Annotated in this window: 21 protein-coding genes; 10 read left to right on the top strand and 11 right to left on the bottom strand. The window is 74.8% G+C overall.

Annotated elements, in window-relative coordinates; all coding sequences use genetic code 11:
* Positions 1-62 precede the first annotated feature (62 nt).
* Positions 63-353 (bottom strand): hypothetical protein, encoded by a 291-nt coding sequence (locus ACF09E_RS10020; RefSeq protein ID WP_392204703.1) that lies wholly within the window; start codon positions 351-353, stop codon positions 63-65.
* Positions 354-671: 318 nt separating this feature from the next.
* Between ACF09E_RS10020 and ACF09E_RS10025 the strand changes: the two genes are divergently transcribed.
* Positions 672-1,403 (top strand): YoaK family protein, encoded by a 732-nt coding sequence (locus tag ACF09E_RS10025; RefSeq protein ID WP_392204704.1) that lies wholly within the window; start codon positions 672-674, stop codon positions 1,401-1,403.
* Here ACF09E_RS10025 and ACF09E_RS10030 read toward each other — a convergent pair.
* A complete protein-coding gene (locus tag ACF09E_RS10030; protein ID WP_392204705.1) occupies positions 1,393-1,941 on the bottom strand; it encodes a carboxymuconolactone decarboxylase family protein in 549 nt (182 codons plus the stop codon). The two genes, ACF09E_RS10025 and ACF09E_RS10030, sit on opposite strands and share 11 nt — an antisense overlap.
* Before the next feature lie 113 nt (positions 1,942-2,054).
* Here ACF09E_RS10030 and ACF09E_RS10035 point away from each other — a divergent pair, with 113 nt between their 5' ends.
* On the top strand, positions 2,055-2,978 hold the full coding sequence (locus ACF09E_RS10035; protein WP_392204706.1) for a pirin family protein: 924 nt from the start codon (positions 2,055-2,057) through the stop codon (positions 2,976-2,978).
* A 106-nt stretch (positions 2,979-3,084) separates the two neighbouring features.
* Entirely contained in the window at positions 3,085-3,429 is a 345-nt protein-coding gene (locus tag ACF09E_RS10040) for a GNAT family N-acetyltransferase (protein ID WP_392204707.1), read from the top strand.
* A 15-nt stretch (positions 3,430-3,444) separates the two neighbouring features.
* Here ACF09E_RS10040 and ACF09E_RS10045 read toward each other — a convergent pair whose 3' ends face one another.
* Together ACF09E_RS10045 and ACF09E_RS10050 are read right to left on the bottom strand one after the other, a co-directional pair.
* Positions 3,445-4,248: a VOC family protein gene (locus ACF09E_RS10045; protein ID WP_392204708.1), complete on the bottom strand. Its 804-nt coding sequence runs from the start codon at positions 4,246-4,248 to the stop codon at positions 3,445-3,447.
* 197 nt (positions 4,249-4,445) lie between these two features.
* Positions 4,446-5,234 carry an alpha/beta fold hydrolase gene (locus tag ACF09E_RS10050; protein WP_392204709.1) on the bottom strand — a complete coding sequence of 263 codons (789 nt, stop codon included), beginning with the start codon at positions 5,232-5,234 and terminating at the stop codon, positions 4,446-4,448.
* A gap of 196 nt (positions 5,235-5,430) precedes the next feature.
* On the opposite strand from ACF09E_RS10050, the gene ACF09E_RS10055 reads away from it, so the two are divergent.
* Positions 5,431-7,392, top strand: a complete 1,962-nt coding sequence (locus ACF09E_RS10055) for an MFS transporter (protein WP_392204710.1) — start codon at positions 5,431-5,433, stop codon at positions 7,390-7,392.
* A 36-nt stretch (positions 7,393-7,428) separates the two neighbouring features.
* On the opposite strand, the gene ACF09E_RS10060 is transcribed toward ACF09E_RS10055, so the two are convergent.
* Positions 7,429-8,253 carry a class I SAM-dependent methyltransferase gene (locus ACF09E_RS10060; RefSeq protein WP_392204711.1) on the bottom strand — a complete coding sequence of 275 codons (825 nt, stop codon included), beginning with the start codon at positions 8,251-8,253 and terminating at the stop codon, positions 7,429-7,431.
* A gap of 518 nt (positions 8,254-8,771) precedes the next feature.
* On the opposite strand from ACF09E_RS10060, the gene ACF09E_RS10065 reads away from it, so the two are divergent.
* Both ACF09E_RS10065 and ACF09E_RS10070 read left to right on the top strand, forming a co-directional pair.
* A complete protein-coding gene (locus ACF09E_RS10065) occupies positions 8,772-9,986 on the top strand; it encodes a glycoside hydrolase family 64 protein (protein WP_392204712.1) in 1,215 nt (404 codons plus the stop codon).
* A gap of 444 nt (positions 9,987-10,430) precedes the next feature.
* Positions 10,431-13,778 carry a S8 family serine peptidase gene (locus tag ACF09E_RS10070; RefSeq protein ID WP_392204713.1) on the top strand — a complete coding sequence of 1,116 codons (3,348 nt, stop codon included), beginning with the start codon at positions 10,431-10,433 and terminating at the stop codon, positions 13,776-13,778.
* Between the two features lie 188 nt (positions 13,779-13,966).
* Here the strand turns inward: ACF09E_RS10070 and ACF09E_RS10075 are convergent, their stop codons facing one another.
* Positions 13,967-14,239, bottom strand: a complete 273-nt coding sequence (locus ACF09E_RS10075) for a GlsB/YeaQ/YmgE family stress response membrane protein (RefSeq protein ID WP_392204714.1) — start codon at positions 14,237-14,239, stop codon at positions 13,967-13,969.
* Between the two features lie 119 nt (positions 14,240-14,358).
* Positions 14,359-15,045 (bottom strand): VanZ family protein, encoded by a 687-nt coding sequence (locus ACF09E_RS10080; RefSeq protein ID WP_392204715.1) that lies wholly within the window; start codon positions 15,043-15,045, stop codon positions 14,359-14,361.
* 183 nt (positions 15,046-15,228) lie between these two features.
* On the opposite strand from ACF09E_RS10080, the gene ACF09E_RS10085 reads away from it, so the two are divergent.
* Both ACF09E_RS10085 and ACF09E_RS10090 read left to right on the top strand, forming a co-directional pair.
* Positions 15,229-15,912, top strand: coding sequence for a DUF4230 domain-containing protein (locus ACF09E_RS10085; RefSeq protein WP_392204716.1), 684 nt, complete (start codon positions 15,229-15,231; stop codon positions 15,910-15,912).
* A gap of 407 nt (positions 15,913-16,319) precedes the next feature.
* Positions 16,320-16,604: a cupin domain-containing protein gene (locus tag ACF09E_RS10090; RefSeq protein WP_392204717.1), complete on the top strand. Its 285-nt coding sequence runs from the start codon at positions 16,320-16,322 to the stop codon at positions 16,602-16,604.
* Positions 16,605-16,779: 175 nt separating this feature from the next.
* Here ACF09E_RS10090 and ACF09E_RS10095 read toward each other — a convergent pair whose 3' ends face one another.
* Positions 16,780-17,004: a DUF6458 family protein gene (locus tag ACF09E_RS10095; RefSeq protein ID WP_361858463.1), complete on the bottom strand. Its 225-nt coding sequence runs from the start codon at positions 17,002-17,004 to the stop codon at positions 16,780-16,782.
* Between the two features lie 253 nt (positions 17,005-17,257).
* Here ACF09E_RS10095 and ACF09E_RS10100 point away from each other — a divergent pair, with 253 nt between their 5' ends.
* The gene (locus ACF09E_RS10100) at positions 17,258-17,386 is read left to right on the top strand and encodes a hypothetical protein (protein WP_392204718.1); all 129 of its coding nucleotides are present in this window, start codon (positions 17,258-17,260) and stop codon (positions 17,384-17,386) included.
* A 47-nt stretch (positions 17,387-17,433) separates the two neighbouring features.
* Positions 17,434-17,580 (top strand): hypothetical protein, encoded by a 147-nt coding sequence (locus ACF09E_RS10105; protein WP_361858468.1) that lies wholly within the window; start codon positions 17,434-17,436, stop codon positions 17,578-17,580.
* 118 nt (positions 17,581-17,698) lie between these two features.
* Here the strand turns inward: ACF09E_RS10105 and ACF09E_RS10110 are convergent, their stop codons facing one another.
* The 3 genes from ACF09E_RS10110 to ACF09E_RS10120 are packed head-to-tail and all read right to left on the bottom strand — an operon-like array spanning position 17,699 to position 21,446.
* Positions 17,699-19,651, bottom strand: a complete 1,953-nt coding sequence (locus ACF09E_RS10110; RefSeq protein ID WP_392204719.1) for a CATRA conflict system CASPASE/TPR repeat-associated protein — start codon at positions 19,649-19,651, stop codon at positions 17,699-17,701.
* Positions 19,648-20,103, bottom strand: coding sequence for a CATRA system-associated protein (locus ACF09E_RS10115; protein WP_392204720.1), 456 nt, complete (start codon positions 20,101-20,103; stop codon positions 19,648-19,650). Before ACF09E_RS10115 ends, ACF09E_RS10110 begins: the two co-directional genes overlap by 4 nt.
* A gap of 23 nt (positions 20,104-20,126) precedes the next feature.
* Positions 20,127-21,446 carry a macro domain-containing protein gene (locus tag ACF09E_RS10120; RefSeq protein WP_392204721.1) on the bottom strand — a complete coding sequence of 440 codons (1,320 nt, stop codon included), beginning with the start codon at positions 21,444-21,446 and terminating at the stop codon, positions 20,127-20,129.
* Positions 21,447-21,520 lie beyond the last annotated feature (74 nt).

Here is a 21,520-nt window from a genome sequence, read left to right on the forward strand (position 1 = left end):
TGGGACGGAGGACCGGCACCGCGCCGGCCGCGCGGTGCCGGTCCGACGGCCCGGGGACCGGGTCAGTAGACGACGGGCAGGAGTCCGGTGACGGGCGCGGCCTGGTCGGTGAGCTGGTGGAGCTGGTTGAGCTCGTTCACCCGGCTGAGCCCGCCGAGCTGACTCGCCATCCCGGGGAACTGAGCCTTGGACTCCGCGGGGATGCCGGTGGTGGCGAGCGCGTCGAGCTCGGCGATCGGGCTGATCGGCGGGCCGAGCGGGCCGGTGGTGGCGGCCTGCGCCGCGGACGCGCCGAGGCACGAGAAGGCGGCGGCGACGGCGAGGACTGAGGAGATGCGTCGTGTAGAGGTCACACCCTCACAACGCGCCCGCCCCGCCGCCGGACACGGCCACCTGCCCCCCGCACCCCCCGAAAGCGCCACGAAGGGGACGGCGGGGCGTGCCGTCGGAGGCTCCGGCCGGGCGGGGCGGGCGTGCCGTCGGAGGGTTACGGGCCGGCGGGGCGGGCCGGTTCGCGCGCCCCCGCGCGGACCGTTCCGGGATGACGCGGACAGCTCCGGCGTGGCGAGGCGCGGGCCCGGGCGCGGACCGGTGAGGCTCATTGGGGGCCCGGACGCCTGACCGGAGGGATCCGGACCCCGCCGCCGGCCCCGTCACGGAAGGAGCGTCCGATGCTGCGCAGGCTGCTGCTCGACGCGGCGCACACCCTGATGCCGCCCAAGGGGGACCCGCACGGGCCGTTGCCTCCACTCATGCTGACGCTGACCCTGGTCACCGGACTGGTGGACGCCGTGAGCTTTCTGGGGCTCGGGAACGTGTTCGTGGCCAACATGACCGGCAACGTGGCCCTCCTGGGGTTCGCCCTCGCGGGCACCGCGGGCCTGTCCGCGTCCGCCACGGCCTTGTCGCTGGCCTCGTTCCTCGCCGGCGCGGTGGCGGGCGGCCGGTTCGGCACCCGGTTCGCCGCGCACCGGGGGCGGCTGCTCGCCTCGGCGCTCGCCCTGGAGGCGGTGCTCGTGGCCGCCGCGCTCGCCATCGCGCTCGTGGAGCGCGGCGCTCCCGGCACGCCGGGGCGGTACGCCCTGATCGTGTGCCTCGGCCTCGCCATGGGGACGCAGACGGCGGCGGCCCGGCGGATCGGCGTGCCGGACCTCACCACGACCGTGCTGACGCAGACCCTGACCGGACTGGCCTCGGACTCCGGCCGGCCCGGCGGCGAGGGCCCCCGGGCCGGCCGCCAGGTCCTGGCCGTCCTCGCGCTGGTCCTGGGCGCCCTCGCCGGCGCCGCCCTGCTGGGCGCCGGGCTCGCGGCCGTCCTGGGAGTGGCCCTCGCCCTGCTCGTGGGGACCGCGGCGGTCACGGGACGTCTGGCCGCCGCCGGGGCCGGGTGGGTCAGGCCCTGACCTCCGCGGCCGGGACGGCTCCGGCGGGGGTCGCCGGAGGCGTCGGCGGCGCGTCGCGTACGGGGTGGCGGCTCAGGACCGAGACGCGGTTGAAGGCGTTGATGGCGATGGCCACCCAGAGGACGGCGGAGATCTCGTCGTCGCTCAGGACCGTCCTGGCCTCGCCGTAGGCCCGGTCCTGACCGAGACGGTCCGCCGGGTCGGTCGTGGCCTCCGCGAGGGCGAGCGCCGCGCGTTCCCGCGGGGTGAACAGCTCGGTCTCCCGCCAGGCGGGGAGGACGCCGAGGCGCCGTATGGTCTCGCCGGCCCGGAGCGCGGCCCGGGTGTGGACGTCGAGGCAGGAGGCGCAGCCGTTGATCTGCGACACGCGGAGGTTGACCAGTTCGACGAGGATCCGGTCGAGCCCGGCGTCGGCGGCGGTGGTGCGGACGGCGTCGGCCGTGCGGACCAGCGCCCGGTAGGCGGCCGGGCTCTGCTTGTCGAGGTAGACCCTGCGACCATCGGTCGGGTCGCCGGTCAGGTGGTTCGCGTCGATCACCCTGCGCTCCTTCGAGGAGTCCGTGCGCATCACGGCTTCTGGGGCTATGATCATCACAGTTGTTGAAAGCGAAACTATATCGCGCGGACGCGTCGCGCGGAGAGGGGCCGGGGATGGGCGACACGGAGGTCGAGGTGCTCTCCGCGCGGGACGTGCCGCTGGGCGGGCCGCGCGCCATGACCGTACGGCGCACCCTGCCCCAGCGGTCCCGGACCCTGATCGGCGCCTGGTGCTTCGCCGACCACTACGGCCCCGACCGGGTCGCCGAGTCCGGAGGCATGGACGTCGCCCCGCACCCGCACACCGGACTGCAGACCGTGAGCTGGCTCTTCAGCGGAGAGATCGAGCACCGCGACAGCCTGGGCAGCCACGCGTTCGTGCGGCCCGGCGAGCTGAACCTCATGACCGGCGGCCACGGCATCAGCCACACCGAGGTCTCCACCCCCGACACCACCGTCCTGCACGGAGTGCAGCTGTGGGTGGCACTGCCCGACGAGCACCGCCACGCGCCCCGCGACTTCCAGCACCACGCCCCCGCCCCGGTGCGGCTCGACGGCGCGGAGGTCCGGGTGTTCCTCGGCTCGCTCGCCGGCGAGACCTCCCCCGTGCGGACCTTCACCCCGCTCCTCGGCGCCGAGCTGCTCCTGGACCCGGGCGCCACGGTCGTCCTGCCCGTCGACCCGGCCCACGAGCACGGGCTCCTCGTCGACGAGGGGGACGTCCGGCTCGCCGGCACCCGTCTCCGCCCGGCCGAGCTGGGATACGTCGGCACCGGACACGACGGCCTGACCCTGACGAACGACTCCGACCGCCGCGCGCGTGCCGTCCTCATCGGCGGTACGCCCTTCGGCGAGGAGATCGTCATGTGGTGGAACTTCATCGGCCGCAGTCACGAGGACATCGCCGAGGCCCGCGAGGAGTGGGAGCGCGCCTCCGAACGCTTCGGGCACGTCGAGGGCTACCCCGGCGACCGCCTGCCCGCGCCGGCCCTGCCGAACGCCTCCCTCACCCCCCGCGGGAACCCGCCCCGCACCTGAGCCCCGCGGCCGCGTGCGCGAGCACCGCCGCACACCGTCCCCGCGACCGCGGGGAGGCACCCGCAGCACACCACCTCCGCAGACCCCCCGGACCGAAAGGCACGCCATGAGCGAGCAGGCAGCCACCACCCCCGTCGTCCGCCGCGTCGACCCCCGCCACCGCTACGAGATCCTCGTCGACGAGCAGCGCGCGGGCCTCACGGCGTACCGCGACCGCGAGGACCGGCGCGTCTTCTTCCACACCGAGATCGACGAGGCGTACGCGGGTCAGGGCCTCGCCTCGATCCTGGTCGAGCAGGCCCTGACCGACGTGCGCGCCTCGGGCATGCGGATCGTGCCGGTCTGCCCGTACGTGGCCAAGTTCCTCAAGAGGCACGAGGAGTTCGCGGACATCACCGACCCGGTGACGCCGGAGGTCCTGGAGTGGCTGGACGGCCTGCTGAAGCGCTGAGCCCCGGCCCGCGGCTCAGCCGGCGGGCGGGGCCAGGACGACGAAGTCGGCCTTCGCCGGGTCGAGGCAGACGGCGAGCCGGCCGACGCCCTCCGCGTCGTCCGGCCCCATCTGCACGTCGCCACCGCTCGCGGTGACCCGGCCGACCGCGGCGTCGCAGTCGGCGACGGCGAAGACCGGGTGCCAGTAGGGCCGCCCGTGGGCGAGCGCCAGGTCGGCCTCGCCGACCTCCATCAGGCCGCCGTGCATGCGCTCCTCGGACAGTCCGGCCGGGGTGATGATCGTGTACGCGCCGCCTCCGCCGGGCATCGGCATCTCGCTGTACTGCCAGCCGAACACGCTGCCGTAGAAGCGCTTCGCCGCCGCGACGTCGGTCGTGTACAGCTCGACCCAGGACAGCGAGCCCGGGACGTCGACCTGCTCGACACCCTTGCTCGTACCGGGCTGCCAGACGGCGAACTGCCCGCCCAGCGGGTCGCTGAACTGCGCCATCCGACCCCACTCGTCGAGGTCCGTCGGCGGGACGCGCACGGTGCCGCCGGCCTCCTCCACGGCCCGCGTCGCGGCGTCCGCGTCGGTGACGCTGTAGTAGACCATCCAGGCCGAGCGCGCTCCCGGCTCGGTCAGCCTGCCGAGCCCGGCGACGATCTTCCCGTCGTTCCGGAACATGCCGCCTTCCATGTCCTCCCCCTCCGGGGCCTCCATGGACTCGTAGTCCCATCCGAGGACGCCGCCGTAGAAGGCGGCCGCGGCCGGGACGTCGGGGGCGCCGAGGTCGAGCCAGCAGGGGGAGCCGGGGACGAAGTCGGTGGTGATCATCGCGAGGGCCTTTCACGGTTCCGGGTTCCGCCAGGTACGTCCTCAGCCTTTCACCGGACCGGAGGCCCCGCCCGTCGAAGGGGAACCGCCGGGTCCCGCACCGGACCGGCGGGCGTACGTCCTCGGCGGACGCTCCCCGGGGCGTCGTCGAGGTCCCGTCCGGCGCCGCGAGCCCGGCCTGATCGGCAGGACACCCCCTAGACGTGTGCCCGGCAGAAGGTGCGGACGGCGGCGGTGAAGGCCTCCGGCGCCTCCAGGTTGCTCATGTGGCCCACCGCGGGGATCACCACCAGCTCGGCGTGCGGGATCGCGTCCTGGAAGGCCAGGGCGATGTCCAGGGGCGACCGGGCGTCGAGTTCGCCCCAGAGCAGCAGGGTCGGGACCGTGATCCGGGGCAGCAGGTCGGTCGCGTCGGCCTCGGCCATCAGGGAGAGCTGTACGGCCATGCTCTCCGGCCGTACGTCCCGGCTCATCGCCTCCAGCAGCTCGGCGAAGAGCTCCGGCGGGCCGTCCGCGTAGAGCCCCGGCAGCGTCGGGTCGAACTCCTCCCGGGGCACCGCGAGCATCCGCCGCGCCCCTTCGACCCGCGCGGCGACCTCCTCCGGCGGCAGCGAGCCCTTCCACCCGGCGTACGTGTCCACCATCAGGAGCGAGCGCACCAGGTCCGGCCGCCGCCGGTACAGCTCCAGGGCCACCGTCCCGCCCCAGGACAGTCCCGCCACCTGCGCGGGCCCGAGGTCCACGTCCTCCACGACCGCGGCCAGGGCGCGCGCGTAGTCCTCGACGCCGAAGCCCGGCGGCAGCGCACCGGACCGCCCGGCCCCCGGCTCGTCCCAGGCCACCACCGTGAACTCGTCCGCCAGCGCCTCGACTTGCGGCTGCCACATCCGCCCGTCGCTCCCGGCCATGTGGGCGAGGACCAGGACCGGCCCCCGCCCCTTCCTCGTATAGGCGACGTCGACGCCGCCGACCCGCACGACTGTCATGACTCCAGACTAGGGGGCCCGCGGCGGGATGCCGCGACTTCCCTGCCGGGCCTCGGACCCGTGCTCTACCTTGGGTCTTCCGCGACCATCCAGGGGGATCACCGCATGGGCCACACCGCACCGTCCGCTTCTCCGCAGACCGCCGTCCCGCCGCTCGACGGCCGGCCCGTGCACGCGAAGGGCTGACCTCTCCACCGTGGAACAGCTGACGGGGGAGGACCCCGCACACATCGGCCCGTACCGTCTGATCGCCCGCCTCGGCGCGGGCGGCATGGGCCTCGTCTACCTGGGCCGCTCCGACGTGGGACGCACGGTCGCCGTCAAGGTCGTCCAGGCAGAGCACGCCCAGCACCCCGAGTTCCGGCGGCGGTTCGCCCGCGAGGTCGCCGCGGCCCGGCGGGTGGGCGGGGCCTGGACGGCCGACGTCCTGGACGCCGACACCGAGGCCGCCGTGCCGTGGGTGGCGACCCAGTACATCCCCGGCCCCGACCTGACCACCGTCGTGGCGCGGGACTTCGGTCCGCTGCCGGAGCGGTCGGTCACCACGCTCGCCAACCGTCTCGCGCTCGCCCTGCGCGCCGTGCACGAGGCGGGCCTGATCCACCGCGACCTCAAACCGTCGAACGTCCTGGTCACCGTGGACGGTCCGCGCGTCATCGACTTCGGCATCGCGCGGGCGATGGACAGTCTCGCCGGGGACAGTCTGCACACCCGCACCGGCATGCTCATCGGATCGCCCGGCTTCATGTCGCCCGAGCAGGTGCGCGGCCTCGAACTCACCCCGGCCTCCGACGTGTTCTGCCTGGGGGCCCTCCTCGTCTACGCCGCCACCGGACGGCTGCTGTTCGGCGCGACGGAGACGGGCCTGAACGCCCATCTGTTCCGGATCGCCGAGGAGGAGCCGGACCTGACGGGCGTACCGGACGAGCTCGTCGACCTCGTCCGCGCCTGCCTGGAGAAGGACCCGGCCAAGCGGCCCACCCCCCAGGAGGTCGCCGACCGGACGGCTGCCGAGGGGGCCGGCGAGTGGCTGCCGGGGGCCGTACTGGCCCAACTCGGCCGCCGCGCCGCCCATCTCCTGGACTACGCGCCCGCCCCGCCCGCCGCCGTGCCGGATCCACGGGACCGGCTCGCCCAGCGGGTCCCCCCGCAGCCCGCCTACACCCCGACGGCCCCGGCGTACTCCGGAGCCGGGCGCGCCCGCGCCCGGCCCGTCGGGCCGCCGGCCGGCGGCTGGGGCGCGCCCACGGCCCCGGCCCGGCCCGCGGACCCGCCCGCCGCGCTCACCGGGAGCGGGCGGGGCCTGGCGATGGTGGCCCTGGCCCAGGCGGTCGTACTGTTCGACGCGGCCTCCTTCCTTGCGGCGATGTGGCGGGGCGGCTACGCGGACCTGGGGTACGGCGGGGGCATCATCCGACTGACGTCCACGCTCTACCTGCAACTGGTGCCGACTCTCTACGTGCTGGCCTTCGTGGTGACGCTGGTGTTCGGCGCACGCCTGGCCGATCTCATGGGCCGCAAGAGAGCCCTGCTCACCGGCCTCATGGGCTTCGCGCTCATCGCCGTGCTGCTCACCACGGCGCCTGCCTCCGGTGTGCTCGTCACGGGGCGGATCCTCCAGGGCGTCTTCGCGGCCCTGGTCTGCGCGTCCGCCCCGCTCCTCGTGTCCTCGTCCCTGACGGGCCGGGAGGAGCGGCGCAGAGCCTTCGGGATCCAGGTGGCCGTCGCGGGCAGCGGCCCGGCACTCGGCCTGCTGGTCAGCTGGTGGATCCTCGAAGGGGTGGCCTGGCGCTGGTACGTGCTCCTCATGGTCCCGCTCGCCGCGATCGCCGCGGTCGGTGCGTCGAGCCGGGTGCAGGACCGGCCGGGCCGCCTCGGCGCGGGCTTCGACGGACTCGGCGTGCTGCTCGGCTTCGGCGCGATCGCGGCGGTCGGCGGAGCCGTCCCGTACTTCACGAGCCGGGAGGTGGTGCTTCCCGTGGCCACCGGCGTCCTGGTGGCGGCGTTCCTGTGGCGGCAGACCAGGACGGCCGGCGCGCTCGTCCCCGGGCCCGGCGGCGGCGCGGGAGCTCCGGTCGGCTGGGTCGCCGGAACGGCCCTGGCGGGCGTCGGCGGCGGCTACCTGGTCTCGGCCATGGGGTTCGCGCACTACTGGTGACGGGGCGGGCCGAGGGCGCCCCCGCGCCCCCGTCCCTCAGGGGACGTCGAGCGGTCTGCGGCCCCAGGCCGTGAGCATCCCCGCGGAGAGCGCCGCGCAGGCGTCGGACTCCAGGTACCGGATCGCCTCGTCGACGGCCGCGTCGTCGACGAGGCCCGTCGCGCGCATCGGCGCCCGGCTCCGCTCCCACGTGTCCGCCCAGAAGCGGCTGATCGGGCTCCCCGCGAGCAGCGGCGGCACATGGATCTCGGCGGCGACGGGGACGAGGCCCGCCTCCCTGAGCAGCTGCGGATAGGCGGGCACTCCGGTGACGTCGGTGCCGATGGTCTCCCGCAGGGCCCGCCACATCGCCCGCATCACCTCGGTGTACGGGGTGGCGGGCGTCCGGTCGCCGGTCAGGTCGACCGCGTCGCTGATCACCAGCACCCCGCCCGGCTCGACGAGGCGGGCCAGCCGGGCGATGACGCGCTCGCGTTCCGGCAGGTGCATCAGGACGAATCGCGCGTGGACGAGCCGGAACCGGCCGGGGTCGAAGTCCGGGTCCGTGACGTCGGCCTCGATGACGTCGAGGCCGGTCACGGGGCGCTCGACGAGGAAGCGCACGTCGCGGTCGACGGCGAGCACGCCCGTCGCCCCGGCCTCTTCGAGCAGCCGGCGGGAGACGGTGCCCGTGCCGGCGCCCACGTCGAGGCAGCGCCACCCCGGGCCGACCCCGAGGGCGCGGAAGCGCGCCATGGTGAGGTCGTCGTAGGCGAGGGCGCCGAGGTCGATGCGCTCGTCCTCGCCCTGCCGTCCGGGAGGGAACACGGCCTCGCCGTAGCCGCCTTCCTCCGGCGCGCTTCCGCGCGGGGCGGCGTTCACGCCGTGACCGGACGGTCGGCGGGGCGCGGGGACAGCGGGCCTGCGAAGGGTCTCATGGCCGGATCTCTCCAGTCTGCGGGGCGGTGGCGGGCGGCGGGCGACCGTCACCGGCGTACGGGTCACCGGCGCCGCGGCCACCTTGTCGTCGATCCTGCACGGCGCGCGGCCGCCGCGGCCGAGGCGCGCCGCGTCTGAGCCGATCGAGCACCCGGCGGCGGCCGGGAGCGGCCTCCGAACGCCCGTGCCCCCTCCCCTCGTTCGCCCCGGGACATCCCGCAACCATTGACAGGTCCATCTCACCCTCACCATCCTTGAGAGCGCTCTCAGATCCTGAGGGCGCGCCCGTCCGCTCCGCGACCCCACCCGGTCGTCACCGGCTCGGCACCCCTCAGCCGCCCACCCACGCGCCCACGCGCCCACCCACTCACCCACTCACCCACTCACCCACTCACCCACTCACCCACTCACCCACTCACGGATTCCCCCCACACGGAGTCCCCACCTCCGAGGAGCCCCACATGTCCGCACACCGCAGGCACCGGCGCGGCCGCGCCGTCCTCGTCCCGCTGGTCGCCGCCGCGCTGATCGGCACCGCCGTCGCCGTCGTCGGCCCCTCCGACAGCGTCGAGGCCGCCGTCCCCGCCACCATCCCGCTCACCTTCGCGAACAACTCCGGCCGCGGGGACCAGGTGTACGTCTACAACCTCGGCACCGAGCTCTCCACGGGCCGTCAGGGCTGGGCCGACGCCAACGGCACCTTCCACCCCTGGCCGGCCGGGGGTTCCGTCCCCACGCCCGCGCCGGACGCCTCCATCGCGGGCCCCGCCAACGGCCGTTCGATGACCATCCGGCTGCCGAAGTTCTCGGGCCGGATCTACTTCAGCTACGGCCAGAAGCTGGTCTTCAAGGTGGCGACCGGCGGCCTGGTCCAGCCGGCGGTCCAGAACCCGAGCGACCCCAACAGGAACATCCTCTTCAACTGGTCCGAGTACACGCTGAACGACGCTGGTCTCTGGATCAACAGCACCCAGGTCGACATGGTGTCGGCGCCCTACGCCGTCGGCGTGAAGCGGCCCGACGGCTCCGTCGCCACCACGGGCCGGCTCAAGCCCGGGGGCTACCGGGGCTTCTACGACGCGCTGCGCGGCCAGCCCGGCGGCTGGGCCAACCTCGTCCAGACCCGTTCGGACGGCACGGTGCTGCGCGCCCTCGCCCCCGGGCACGGCATCGAGGCCGGCGCGCTGCCGTCAGGGGTGATGAACGACTACATCAACCGCGTCTGGAGCAAGTACTCCTCGTCGACGCTGACCGTGACGCCGTTCGCGAACCAGCCCTCCGTGAAGTACTTCGGCCGGGTCTCGGGCAACGTCATGAACTTCACCAACTCCTCGGGCGCGGTCGTCACCTCGTTCCAGAAGCCCGACTCCGACAGCGTCTTCGGCTGCTACAAGCTCCTCGACGCCCCCAACGACCAGGTGCGCGGCCCCATCTCCCGGACGCTCTGCGCCGGTTTCAACCGCTCCACCCTGCTGACGAACCCCAACCAGCCCGACACCTCGTCCGCCGGCTTCTACCAGGACGCGGTGACCAACCACTACTCGCGCAAGATCCACGCCCAGATGGCCGACGGGAAGGCCTACGGCTTCGCCTTCGACGACGTCGGTGCCCACGAGTCGCTGGTGCACGACGGCAACCCGCAGCAGGCGTACGTGACGCTCGACCCGTTCAACTAGACGTCCGCGTACAGCAGTCGGCCGGGCCTCGTCGAGGCCCGGCCGACTGCTGCGCCCCCTCCCCGGACCAGGAGGCCCGGCAGCGGACAGGCAGGCCGGGGCCCTGCCCCGGGGTGCGGATACGGCCAAGAGGAAGCCACCCCTCCGAGGAGAGCCGCGCCGGCCCCGGGAAGGCGGCGGGGAGCGGGATCCGGAGGGTCCGGCGGGGTCGCTGTCGCACAAGGATCGTGCGGGTGTCACGCAACCGTCATGGAGCCGTCGTGGCCCCATCGCACGCGGAGCCCGCCGGATGGCCGGAAAGCGTCGGGCCGGATCCCTCTCGCGGACCCCGGAGTCGATCACCTCACATACTGCGCTGACCGGTGGGCGGACGCCGTCGCGTCCCCGCCGGAACCGATCATTCGACCTCATCCCGAGCTCCCTGGGGGAGACTTGCGCGCACATGTGAAGAGAGCACGCGCCCTCACCGTCGCAGCGGCCACGTCGGTGGCCCTGCTGGCAGGCACGACCGGCCCCGCGACGGCCGCACCCGACGTTCCGCGCCCCGGCGGCGGCCAGCGGATCCCGCTCGTCACCGGCGATCGCGTGGTCGTGAACGCCCAAGGCCGGATGGTGGGCTTCGAAGCCGCCGCCGGCCGCGAGCACATACCCGTCCAGGTCCAGCGCGTCGGGGACCGCACGCTCGTCGTGCCCGCCGACGCACAGCGCCTGCTCACCGCGGGCCGGCTGGACCAGCGGCTCTTCGACCTCGGTGTGCTCACCGACGCGCGTCTGCGCGGCAGCCACCGGGACGGGCTCCGGCTCATCGTGCGGTACGACGGCGGGGCGGGCGCCGGTGCCGCACGGGCCGGAGTGCGCGCCGCCGGGGACACCCGGCTGCGGCGCACCTTCCCCACCCTCGACGCCGACGCCGTCAGCACCACCCCGGACGACGTCGCCGAGGTCTGGGAGGCGCTGACCGACCGGCGGGGCGACGGCCTGCGCGCCACGGCGTCCGGCATCGCCTCGGTGTGGCTGGACGGCGTGCGGACCGCGAGCCTGGACCGCAGCGTCCGGCAGATCGGCGCCGACAAGGCATGGGAGTCCGGCTACGACGGCACGGGCGTCACGATCGCCGTCCTCGACACGGGCGTCGACCGCACCCATCCCGACCTCGCCTCCCAGGTGGTGGGCGAGAAGAACTTCTCCGCCTCCGTCGATGCCGAGGACCGCGTCGGGCACGGCACCCACGTCGCGTCGATCGCCGCCGGCACGGGAGCCGCGTCCGGCGGCCGCTTCAAGGGCGTCGCCCCCGGAGCCAAGCTGATCAGCGGCAAGGTCCTCGACGACGACGGCTTCGGCGACGACTCCGCCGTCCTCGCCGGGATGGAGTGGGCCGTCGCCGAGGGCGCCGACGTCGTCAACCTCAGCCTCGGCGCCCCCGACAGCCCCGGCGTCGACCCCCTGGAAGAGGCGGTCGACCGGCTGTCCGCCGAGACGGGCACCCTGTTCACGGTGGCCGCGGGCAACGAGGGCGAGGGCGGCGCGTCGACCGTGGGCTCCCCGGGCAGCGCGGACGCCGCGCTGACCGTCGGCGCCGTCGACCGCGACGACCGCCTCGCCCCCTTCTCCAGCACCGGCCCCCGCGTCGGTGACGGCGCCGTCAAGCCGGACGTGACCGCGCCCGGCGTCGCCATCACCGCGGCCGCCGCGGCCGGCAGCGCGATCGACACACGCCCGGGCACGCCCCACCCCGCCCCGGGCTACCTGCAGCTCGACGGCACGTCCATGGCCACCCCGCACGTCGCGGGCGCCGCGGCCATCCTCAAGCAGCGGCATCCGGCCTGGAAGTCCGCCGAGCTCAAGGGCGCGCTAACCGCGTCCGCCAAGGGCGGCGACCACACCCCCTTCCAGCAGGGCACCGGCCGCGTCCAGGTCGACAAGGCGCTCGCGCAGACCGTCGTCGCCGATCCGGTCGCGCTGAACTTCGGCACGGCCTCGTGGCCGCACGCCGACGACCGGCCCCTCACCCGCACGGTCGCCTACCGCAACCTCGGCACCACCGACGTCACCCTCGACCTGTCGGTCGCCGGCCTCGACCCCGAGGGCGCGCCGGCCCCCGCGGGGTTCTTCACGCTCGGCGCCGACCGGGTCACCGTCCCCGCGGGTGGCAGGGCCGAGGTCGACCTGACCGCCGACACCCGGATCGGCGACGCCGACGGCGGCTACTCGGGCTACGTCACCGCCACCGCGGCGGGCCAGTCCGTCCGCACGGCCGCCGTGGCTGAGCGGGAGGCGGAGTCGTACGACGTGACCCTCCGGGCCGTCGGACGCGACGGCGCGGACGCCCGGACCTTCCAGAGCACGCTGATCGGGATCTCCGGCGCCGCGGCAGGCTTCGAGACCCGCGTCGTCGACGAGCCGGGCAGCCACACCATCCGGGTCCCCAAGGGCACGTACACCTTCAACACGGCCGTCTACGAGGACCCCTCGGACTTCGCGAAGGGCACCGACTGGATCGCCCAGCCCAAGCTGGAGATCTCCGGCGACACCGTGGTCACGGCCGACGCGCGCACCACGAAGCCCGTCGACCTCACCGTGCCCGGCATCGACGCGGTCGACTACGGCGGCACGTACTACGAGCTCGGCGGCACCGACATCGGCCGGGTCGGCAACGGCTGGGTCCTCCGGGGCTTCACCGGCTTCCGCACCGCCCACCTGGGCCCGGCCGTCACCGACGGCTCGCTGCTGCAGACCTGGGACGCGCACTTCCTCAAGGACGCCACCAGCCAGTACTCGGTCGCCTTCGGCGGCCGGACGGACACCGTCTCGACCGGCTACACCAGGCACGTGAAGGCGAACGAGCTCGCCACGCTCACGGTGGGCCTCGGCGCCTCCGCCCCGGGCAAGTCCGCCCTCGTCTCCCCCTTCGCGCGCATCCCCGGCGCGCCGGAGGGCAACGGCTTCTCCGACCTGCAGCCCGCACCGGGCACCCGCACCTTCTACGTCTCCACCGCCGACGGCGTCGAGTGGCGCACCAAGTTCGACCAGGCGGGCGCGCCCGACCAGTGGGGTTACCCGGCCTACGAGGGCAGCTGGGAGACCGCCCTGCCCAAGCGCTACGAGGCGGGTCGGACGTACCGGGAGACGTTCAACACCGGTGTCTTCGGGCCCCTTCTGAGCGAGGGCGCCGGAGTGTTCCGCACCGCCCCCGACCCGGCGACGGGAGAGCAGCTGCTCGTCGGCTCGCTGCCGCTGTTCGCCGACGGCGCCGGGCACCCCGGGTTCTCCCCGTACGCCTCGGCCAGGTCGACGCTGTACCGCGACGGCGTCGAGGTCGCCGAGAACGACGACCCGCTGACCGGCGGGAAGCCGTTCACGGTCGACGGCTCCGACGCCGAGTACCGGCTGGTGACCTCGGTGGAGCGCCCCGCGGGACTCGCGGGCGCGGCCACCCGGGTCGAGACCGGCTTCACGTTCCGCTCCCGGCAGGTCGCGGCCACCACCGCGCTCCCGGTCTCGACGGTCCGCTTCGCCGCCCCCGTCGACCTCGCCTCGCGGGCCCCGGCGCGCGCCACGGTCGCGGTCCCGGTGACCGTGCAGGGCTCCGCGGCCGGAAGGAACCTCAAGTCCCTCGTGTTGTCGGTGAGTTACGACGCGGGGAAGACCTGGCAGCGGGTACAGGTTCGGAACGGGTCGATCACCGTGAAGAGCCCGGCGAAGGACAGCGGCATCTCGCTCTCCGCCGTGGTCGCGGACAAGCAGGGCAACACGTCGACGCTGACCGTCCACAACGCGTGGCTCGGCAGGTGACGGCGGTCCGCCGGCCGCGGGACCGGGCCGGCCGGGAGCGCCCGGCGGGCCCGGCCGGCCCGGACTCGGCCGGTTCGCACGGCTGAGTGTTCGCACCGATACGACGGAACGGCCCCACCACCGTGCGGTGGTGGGGCCGTTCCGTCGTGTCGCGGGGGTGGGGGGAAGTCCCCCGCGCCTCGACCGGATCAGGCGCGACGGCTTCGGTTGCCCGTGAGAACACGGTAGAGGAGGAGCAGGATCATCGAGCCGACGATGGCGGCGATCCAGGTGGAGAGGTCGAAGAACCCGTCGATGGCGTCGACCCCGAAGATGACCTTGCCGAGCCAGCCGCCGAGCAGACCGCCGACGATGCCGATCAGGATGGTGACGATGATGCCGCCGGGGTCCTTGCCCGGCATGAGGGCCTTCGCGATCAGTCCGGCCAGCAGGCCTATGAGAATCCACGCGACGATGCCCATGATGTGCCTCCAGTTCGTGGCCCGAGAATCTCCTGGACTCCGCATGTACCGATCCGGCGCCGCCAAACCCCTCTTCTCGAACAGATGCGTCCTCGAAGGCGGTGGCGGCCCCGCGCGCCTCAGTCGGACGGGACGGCGGTGCGCCTCCGCTGCCACCACCGGGGCTGGGTACGGGGGCGCACCGCACGCCCCAGCCGTCGGCCGAGGAGCAGGTAGCCGATGAGCGCCCCCGACGTGTTCAGGAGGACGTCGTCGATGTCGAAGGCGCGTCCCGTGATGAGGGCGCCCTGGACCAGCTCCACCAGCAGCATGGTGGTCGCGGTGACGAACGCGACCCGGAGGAATCCGCGGGTCCTGCGGGACAGGAGCGGCAGCAGGATTCCGAAGGGCACGCCGAGGGCGATGTTCCCCCCGAGCTGCTTGACGGTGTCCACGAACCCGGGCTGGTTGAGGTAGTTCTCGATCGAGCTGCCCGGTGTCAGGTTGTTGTGGGTGAGGGGCACGGACGCCGGCGAGGCCTCCAGGGTGAGGCCGGCGAGGACCACCGCGAAGGCCACCATGGCGGCGAGGGCGAGCAGGGTGACGAGCACCCGCACGAACCGCCCGGGCCCGCGCCGGACCGGCGCCGCCGCCTCCTTCCCCTTCGGGGGTGCGGCGGGCTCCTTCACGCTCGGCACGGCGCGGACCGGCGCGGTGCCGTCCTTGGCGTCTCCACCGGGCCCGGCTCCGGCCGGCTTCACCGCGACGCCCCTCCCGCCGCTTCCCGCCCCGCCGACTCGTCTGCGCACCTCGGTCCACCCGATCATGTTCCTGCCCCTCCTCCGTACGACCGCCTTCGGACGGAGCCCGCGTACCCGCGACCCCCCGGCTGTATGCCCCGGCGGGCGCCGTCGGACGGTGACCGCGGCACACATTCCCCACCCGCCCCAACCCCGCTCGGCGTGGCGAGAGTTGGGAATGGGAGGGCCCGACGCGGGCACGAGGCGAGCATGGGACACGACACCGAGATCAGACCTTCGCCCACCGACGACCGGACCGAGAAGCGCACCCGGGGCAGATGGCGGATCGTCATCGTCGCCCTGGTCGTGGTCGCCGTCGCCCTCATGCTGATCGGCCAGTTCTTCCGGCTCCCCGGCCTGGACGTCTTCGGGACCCGGGTGCAGGACCGGACCGGCCCGGCCGTCCTGAAGTCCGTGCAGGACCTGAGCCGGTACGAGGGCGCGGCGGGGACCTACCAGGTGGTGGTCGACCTGGAGCGCGACGCCCGGTTCCTGCCGGACGCGATCCGCGGCACCCGGACCCTCTACGTGGCGAACGGCAGCGTCGGCGCCTACGTCGAACTGGGCGGCCTCGGGGACGACGCCGTGACCGTCGACGCCGAACGGAACCAGGCCACCCTGCGCCTGCCGCACGCCCGGCTGGGCGCGCCGGCGCTCGACCCGAAGCGTTCGTACGCCGTCTCCAAGCAGCGCGGACTGCTCGACCGCCTCGGCGACCTCTTCTCGGACAACCCGTCGAGCGAGCAGGCCGTCAACGTCCTCGCCTCGGAGCGGATCGGCGACGCCGCCCGCGAGTCCGGGCTGACGGCCCGGGCGGAGAAGAACACGACCGAGATGCTGGAGAAGCTCCTGCGCGGCCTCGGCTTCGAGCAGGTCACGGTCGTCTACTCGTGAACGGCGCCCCCGCGGGCCCGACCTCTGGACTCGGAAGGAATCCCTCGTGCCGGTCGTGCTGATGATGGTGTTCGGTGTGGGCGTGGCGATGGCGTGGTGGAGCGTCACGCCCGTCCGCGCCGGTGTGCGCAGGGGGACCCGGTGACGCGCTGCGTCCGGTGCCGGTCGACGGCGCCGCGGCGCACACCGCCTCCCCCGGCCCCCGGCACCCGCGGACACGGGAGGCCGCCGCACGGTCGGCCCTTCCTCCGCCCGGGCCGCCCGCCCCGCGTCCGCGGTACGGGACCCCGCGCCGCGCTCCCGGGACGGCCCTCCCGCACCGCGGCCGACGCCTGCGGTTAACCTGCTGGTCGGGGCGGTGCGGCCCGGCCGCGGCGCCCGAACCGACCACGGCGAAAAGAGCGACCATGACCACGACGGCACACGCGACCACGCAGCACGAGGACGACCGGGTCCGCGTCACCCGCTGGGACTTCGAACCCGGCCAGTCGACCGGCAACCATGTGCACGTCTACGACTACGTCGTCGTCCCCGTCACCGACGGGCGGACGCGTGTGATCACCCCGGACGGGAGCAGCACCGTCTCGGAGCTCAGGGCCGGCGAGTCGTACGCACGGCCGGCCGGCGGCGAACACGAGGTCGTCAACGCCGGCACCGCGCCGCTCGCCTTCGTCGAGATCGAGGTGAAGTAGCCCCTCGCCGGGATCGAGCGTCCCCACGGAGACACCGCCTCGGACGGCACGCGGAGATGTCTCACGGACAGGGCCCTCCTGGAGCCGCCCGTGCGGAAGTGCCGCCCCGCGGGGGCAGGGGACCTCAGGGTGAGCGTCTCCGCACGCCGCTCACCCACCCGGCTTCCTCGCCGCCTCAGAGCAGGTCGCGGCGGTCGTCCTCGACGACCGTCGGCGCGACGGACGGGACGACCATCCGACGGCGGCGAAGGACGCTGACGTAGACGGCGGTTCCGAGGAAGCCGACCGCCATCAGGATCAGGCCGACCAGGTCGAGGTTCACCGCCTCCAGCTCCCAGTCGGTCGCGAAGGTGAGAACGGCGCCGACGCCGATCATGATGATGAATATTCCCAGGCCCATGACTGCTTCCTCCCATGCGGGTTGGTCAGCGTCCGGGTACCCGGGTACGGGTGGATCATTCCGCTCCTCCGGACCGCCGTCACCACGCCCGCGCCTCCTGACGGATCACCAGAACGCCCGCACGCAGGGCCCCGTGGGCATCCGGGCCGAACCGGAGCCGTCCCGGAGGTGTGAAGCGTCGTCGACGGGCAACACGGAGTGACAGAACGCGAAGACCGCAGCTCTCGCCCTCGACGGAAGGAAGGCGGACATCGTGCACAGGATCTGGACGTACGTGACCGCGGCCCCCGAGGAGCGCCCGGCCCCGGCAGGGGACGGGGTCGGGGCCGAGCAGCCGCACCGGATGAAGCTCTTCGACCGCTACCTGGCGTTCTTCCGATAGGCGGCGCCCGCAGGGACGCCGTACCGCGACGATCCGAGGAGTCTCCCATGACCGCACTGCTGGCCCGCATCAAGCGATTCGCCCACAGCCCCCAGGGTCGTAGCGCGGCGGCGTCCGTCCGCCGGGCCGCGGCCGACCCCCGCAGGCGCAGCCAGGCGCAGCGCCTCCTCCGCAAGCTGCGCGGCCACCGCTGACGGCCGCTCCCCCGGCCCGTCGGGCCGGTCGTACGACGCCCCGCGCCACGGACGGCGCGGGGCGTCGCCGTGTGCGGACACCGGCCCTCGGCCCTCCTTCACCGGTGGTACGCCGTCATCAGCCGCCCGCACTGCGGCCGCTCACCGGGGCTCGGCGCACCGTGGTCGGCGGGTCGGGGACCGGGAGGGTGCGGCCGTAGGCGTCCAGGGCCGCGAACAGGCCGGGGGCCAGCCAGTCCTGGCCGCTGTCGTCGACCCGGCAGCCGGCCGACCGCAGCCGGTCCGCGATCTTCCGGCGGCAGGCCGGACCGGCGTCCAGCCGGATGAAGTTGCGGCCGCCCAGGTCGGTGACCTCGCGCTGGTCCCCGGCCTTCACGATGACGGTGCGGTCCGGGTACGCGGCCAGCGCCATGCCCAGTTCGAGGAGCACGTTGGGGCGGGCCTGCAGACCGGCGCCGGTTCCGTCCCCGCCGTCCCCGCCCAGGCCCGGGTGCAGGTGCACCACGTCGTCGGGGGTCATCAGGACCAGGGTGGCCTGGGCGCGACGGACCGCCTGGCCGATGACCTCACCGAGGTAGGGGGCCGCGCTGCCGGTCCCGGCGACCAGGGTCTCCCACTCCAGCGGCCGCAGGTCAAGGGCGCGGAGGAAGGTGAACACGGCGTCCCGCGCCTGGTCGTCGCGGCCGTGGACCACGAAGACCGTACGGGTGACGTCCCCGTCGGCCGGGTCGGGCACGGCACCGGACGGCTCGGACCGGTGTCGGCTCGGGTGCGGGGCGGAGGCGGTGCGGGCCGGGTCGGACGGATCGGGGTGCGGGTCGGACGGGGAACTGGACGGCCCGGATCGGTTCGGGTGCGGGTCGGACGGGGAGGGGGACGGCCCGGATCGGGTCGGGTGTGGGGCGGATGCAGGGCGGGCCGGGCCGGGCGCGGCGGGAGCCGGCTCGGGTGGCGGGGCGGCCGGCGGAGGCAGCAGGGCGAGGGCCTGTTCCGCCTGGGACGCGGCCAGTTCGAGGTAGTGGGCCTCGTCGTCGACGCGGGCGAGGAACCATGCGGACAGCTGCCGGTCGTCGGCGAACGGCCCCGCCCCGGCGAGGACCGCGGGGTCCCGGTCGCGCAGGGTCTCGGCCATGTTCGCGGCGGCGATCGCCCCGGTGCGGTGCAGTTCCCTGAGGGAGAGCGCGAGGGCGGCGGCCGCGGCGCGCCGCCGGGCGAGCTGGCCCGCGCGGCGGTCGAGGGCTCCGGGCCCGCCGTCCGGCGGCCCGGGCTCGACGTCCGGCAGTCGCGCGTCACCGGTGTCGCGTGCGAAGACCCGCAGTTCGTAGCGGAGTTTGGCGGCGTGGAGCAGGTAGCGGGCCAGCCGCGGCAGGGCGAGGTCGCCGCGGGACCAGGTCCACGCGCTCAGCAGGTCGTCGTCGGCGGTGTCCGCGGCGAGGTACAGGCGGCGTTCGGCCCGCGCGTCGTCGCCGGGACCGGGCTCCCAGAGGGTCACGCCCCGGTCGAGGGCGACCGCGTCGGCGCCCGGCGGGACGGGGGCCCGGCCGGGTGCGGCCCGGCAGAGGTGGAGCCGGGCGCCGCCGAGCAGGGCGCCGGTCCGGCCGCCGCTGACGGCGTCCCAGAGGGCATCGAGCCGGGCCGGTCCCGGCGCCCAGGGAAGTCCGACGGGGTCGGGCGGGGCGGGCCGGCCCGACGGGTCAGCGGATGCTCCGCCCGGGGCGCGCATGGCCCCCGGGGCGAGGGCGGCCGACAGGACCAGCACGTCGTGGTGGCGGCGCAGGACGGCCTGGAAGCCCTCGCCGGGGCACTCCTGGGCGGCCAGGGCTTCCTCGGCCGGCCCGCCGGCCGACCGGGGCGCCGGACCGGGCGGCTCCGCGGGCAGGTCGTGCGGCAGGCCGGCCCCGGGGATCGGCCGGTCCATCCGGAACAACGAGCGGGCCGCCGACCAGATGTCCCGGAGGCCCGCGTAGGCCGCCGCGGCGTCCGGTCCCTCGCAGGGCGCGTACAGGTGGACGATCAGCCGCGGTTCCCCGACGGCTCCTGCTCCGGTCCGTGCCCCGGGTGCGGGGCTCATCCGTCCGTACCCCCCTCGGGGCGCCCGCCGGCCGCCGGCCGGGCCTCGGCGCCCGGCGCGGCGGAGTCGGGGGCGGGGGTGGTGAGCTGGTGGACCAGGTGGTTGACGCGTTCGCGGATCCGGGGCGGCGCCGGGAGCCCGGGGGCGGCGGCGCCGGCACCGGCCCGCAGGACGCGGCCCGGTCCGGCCGCCAGCAGGGCCGCGAACGCCCGCTGCCCGGCGGGCGTGTCGGGACTGCCGCCGGCTGCCGCGAGGTCGTCCAGGGCCCGGCCGACCGCCTCCCAGCCCTCCGGCGAGAGCCGCCAGCCCAGGGTGCCGGACAGGACGGCGGCCACGGGGCTCGGGACCCGGCGCGGGGACGGGACCCGGTCCGGGTCCGCGGGCGGGCGGTGGCCCGGTGTCGGGCGGGGGCCCCGCTGCGGGATCCGCTCGGGATGCTGGTCGTTCGGCACGGTGTCTCCGGTTTCCGTCGGGCTCACGGGGCGGCCAGTGCGGCGGCGATCTGCGGGATGCCGATGCGGTCGAGCACGGGCTGGGGAAGGACGATGGTCAGGGCGGGGCAGAAGCGGCCCCTGCGGGAGGCCGCCACGAAGGACTCGACGATCATCCGCAGCAGGTCCTCGTGGCGGGTGCCGTCCAGCCGGGCCAGTCCGGAGCCGACCAGCGGCAGGGCCACCGGCATCAGCTGCCCGTGGTCCCGCAGCGCCTCCCACAACCGGTCGAGGCCGTGGGCGAGTTCGGGCACCGAGGAACGGGCCACCAGATCGTTGCCCATCCGGCTGTAGGCGACGCCGAAGACCCGGACACCCGGGAGCCGGAGCACCGCGACCGTGCCGAGCGGGTAGCGGACGAGCTTGCCGCGCCGCTTGTCGGTGCGCGACTCCTTGGCGACCGGCTGCACGCCCCGCAGCGCGACGCGCAGGTCACGGTCCAGCCTGGCCCGGTCCCCGCCGTAGAGACGGCTGACCAACTGGCCCTGCACACTGGACTGGTTGATGACGATGTCGAGGTCGGTGGCGGTGTCGAAGGTGTCGGTGAATCCGACCACCAGATGCGTGTCCCGCTGGGCGAGCAGGTCGCCGCGGGTGATGACGACGGAGACCGCGGGATCGTCGAACTCCCGGCGCAGCAGGCCGCGGTGGCGGGAGCGGGCGCGGGAGCGGAGTTCGGCGACCGTGGCGGCGACCTCCCCGTCCCCCGGCAGGTCGGCCGCCAGGCCCTCGGCCGTGCGCAACGCCTCGGGTACGCGGCCGAGTTCGAGGTTGACGCGGAGGAGTGCGCGGCGGGCCTCCAGCCGGACGCGGCACAGGTCCGCGATGCCCTGCCGGGCGAACGGCAGCCGCTCCACGGCCATGAGGGGTCTCCCCCGCCACAGGGCGAGCGCGCTCTCCAGCAGGGAGGCCTCGGTCACCGCGTCCGCCCGCTGGGCCAGCGCCACCAGGTCGCGGAAGTGGTGGGCGTCGACGCGTTCCCTCGGCAGGTCCAGCCGGTACGCCGACACCGGGCCGGGTTCCGTGCTGACGACCGCCCGGTGGGCCCCGCCGCCGGTGCCCCGGGACAGGGCCTGGCGTAGCTGCACGATCCGCTTCTGCACGCTGACCCGGTCGGCCCGGCCGACCGGCCCGGGGCCGGCCTCCCACACGTCCCGGTAGAGCTCGTCGACGGTCACGGCCTCGCCGTCGGCGAGCAGCAGCCGGGCGAGCACCGCCAGCGCCGTCGGCGGTACGGCCACCTCCGCGCCATCCACCCGCAGCCGGGTCCGGCCCAGCACGTCGACGTCCACCCCGGCACTCATGACGCCCTCCCCGGGATCGGAAGCGGACCGGAAGCGGATCGGAAGCACGACGGGGATTTCACCGGAAGCACTGC

The sequence above is a fragment of the Streptomyces sp. NPDC014891 genome, assembly GCF_043081085.1.
Taxonomy (GTDB): domain Bacteria; phylum Actinomycetota; class Actinomycetes; order Streptomycetales; family Streptomycetaceae; genus Streptomyces.

Bases quoted from the DNA above. Each gene is read 5' to 3' on its own strand.
- ACF09E_RS10045 (WP_392204708.1), bottom strand. From the start codon at position 4,248: ATGATCACCACCGACTTCGTCCCCGGCTCCCCCTGCTGGCTCGACCTC.
- ACF09E_RS10085 (WP_392204716.1), top strand. From the start codon at position 15,229: ATGGGACACGACACCGAGATCAGACCTTCGCCCACCGACGACCGGACC.
- ACF09E_RS10040 (WP_392204707.1), top strand. From the start codon at position 3,085: ATGAGCGAGCAGGCAGCCACCACCCCCGTCGTCCGCCGCGTCGACCCC.
- ACF09E_RS10110 (WP_392204719.1), bottom strand. From the start codon at position 19,651: ATGAGCCCCGCACCCGGGGCACGGACCGGAGCAGGAGCCGTCGGGGAA.
- ACF09E_RS10090 (WP_392204717.1), top strand. From the start codon at position 16,320: ATGACCACGACGGCACACGCGACCACGCAGCACGAGGACGACCGGGTC.
- ACF09E_RS10075 (WP_392204714.1), bottom strand. From the start codon at position 14,239: ATGGGCATCGTCGCGTGGATTCTCATAGGCCTGCTGGCCGGACTGATC.
- ACF09E_RS10035 (WP_392204706.1), top strand. From the start codon at position 2,055: ATGGGCGACACGGAGGTCGAGGTGCTCTCCGCGCGGGACGTGCCGCTG.
- ACF09E_RS10025 (WP_392204704.1), top strand. From the start codon at position 672: ATGCTGCGCAGGCTGCTGCTCGACGCGGCGCACACCCTGATGCCGCCC.
- ACF09E_RS10105 (WP_361858468.1), top strand. From the start codon at position 17,434: ATGACCGCACTGCTGGCCCGCATCAAGCGATTCGCCCACAGCCCCCAG.
- ACF09E_RS10050 (WP_392204709.1), bottom strand. From the start codon at position 5,234: ATGACAGTCGTGCGGGTCGGCGGCGTCGACGTCGCCTATACGAGGAAG.
- ACF09E_RS10120 (WP_392204721.1), bottom strand. From the start codon at position 21,446: ATGAGTGCCGGGGTGGACGTCGACGTGCTGGGCCGGACCCGGCTGCGG.
- ACF09E_RS10065 (WP_392204712.1), top strand. From the start codon at position 8,772: ATGTCCGCACACCGCAGGCACCGGCGCGGCCGCGCCGTCCTCGTCCCG.
- ACF09E_RS10080 (WP_392204715.1), bottom strand. From the start codon at position 15,045: ATGATCGGGTGGACCGAGGTGCGCAGACGAGTCGGCGGGGCGGGAAGC.
- ACF09E_RS10095 (WP_361858463.1), bottom strand. From the start codon at position 17,004: ATGGGCCTGGGAATATTCATCATCATGATCGGCGTCGGCGCCGTTCTC.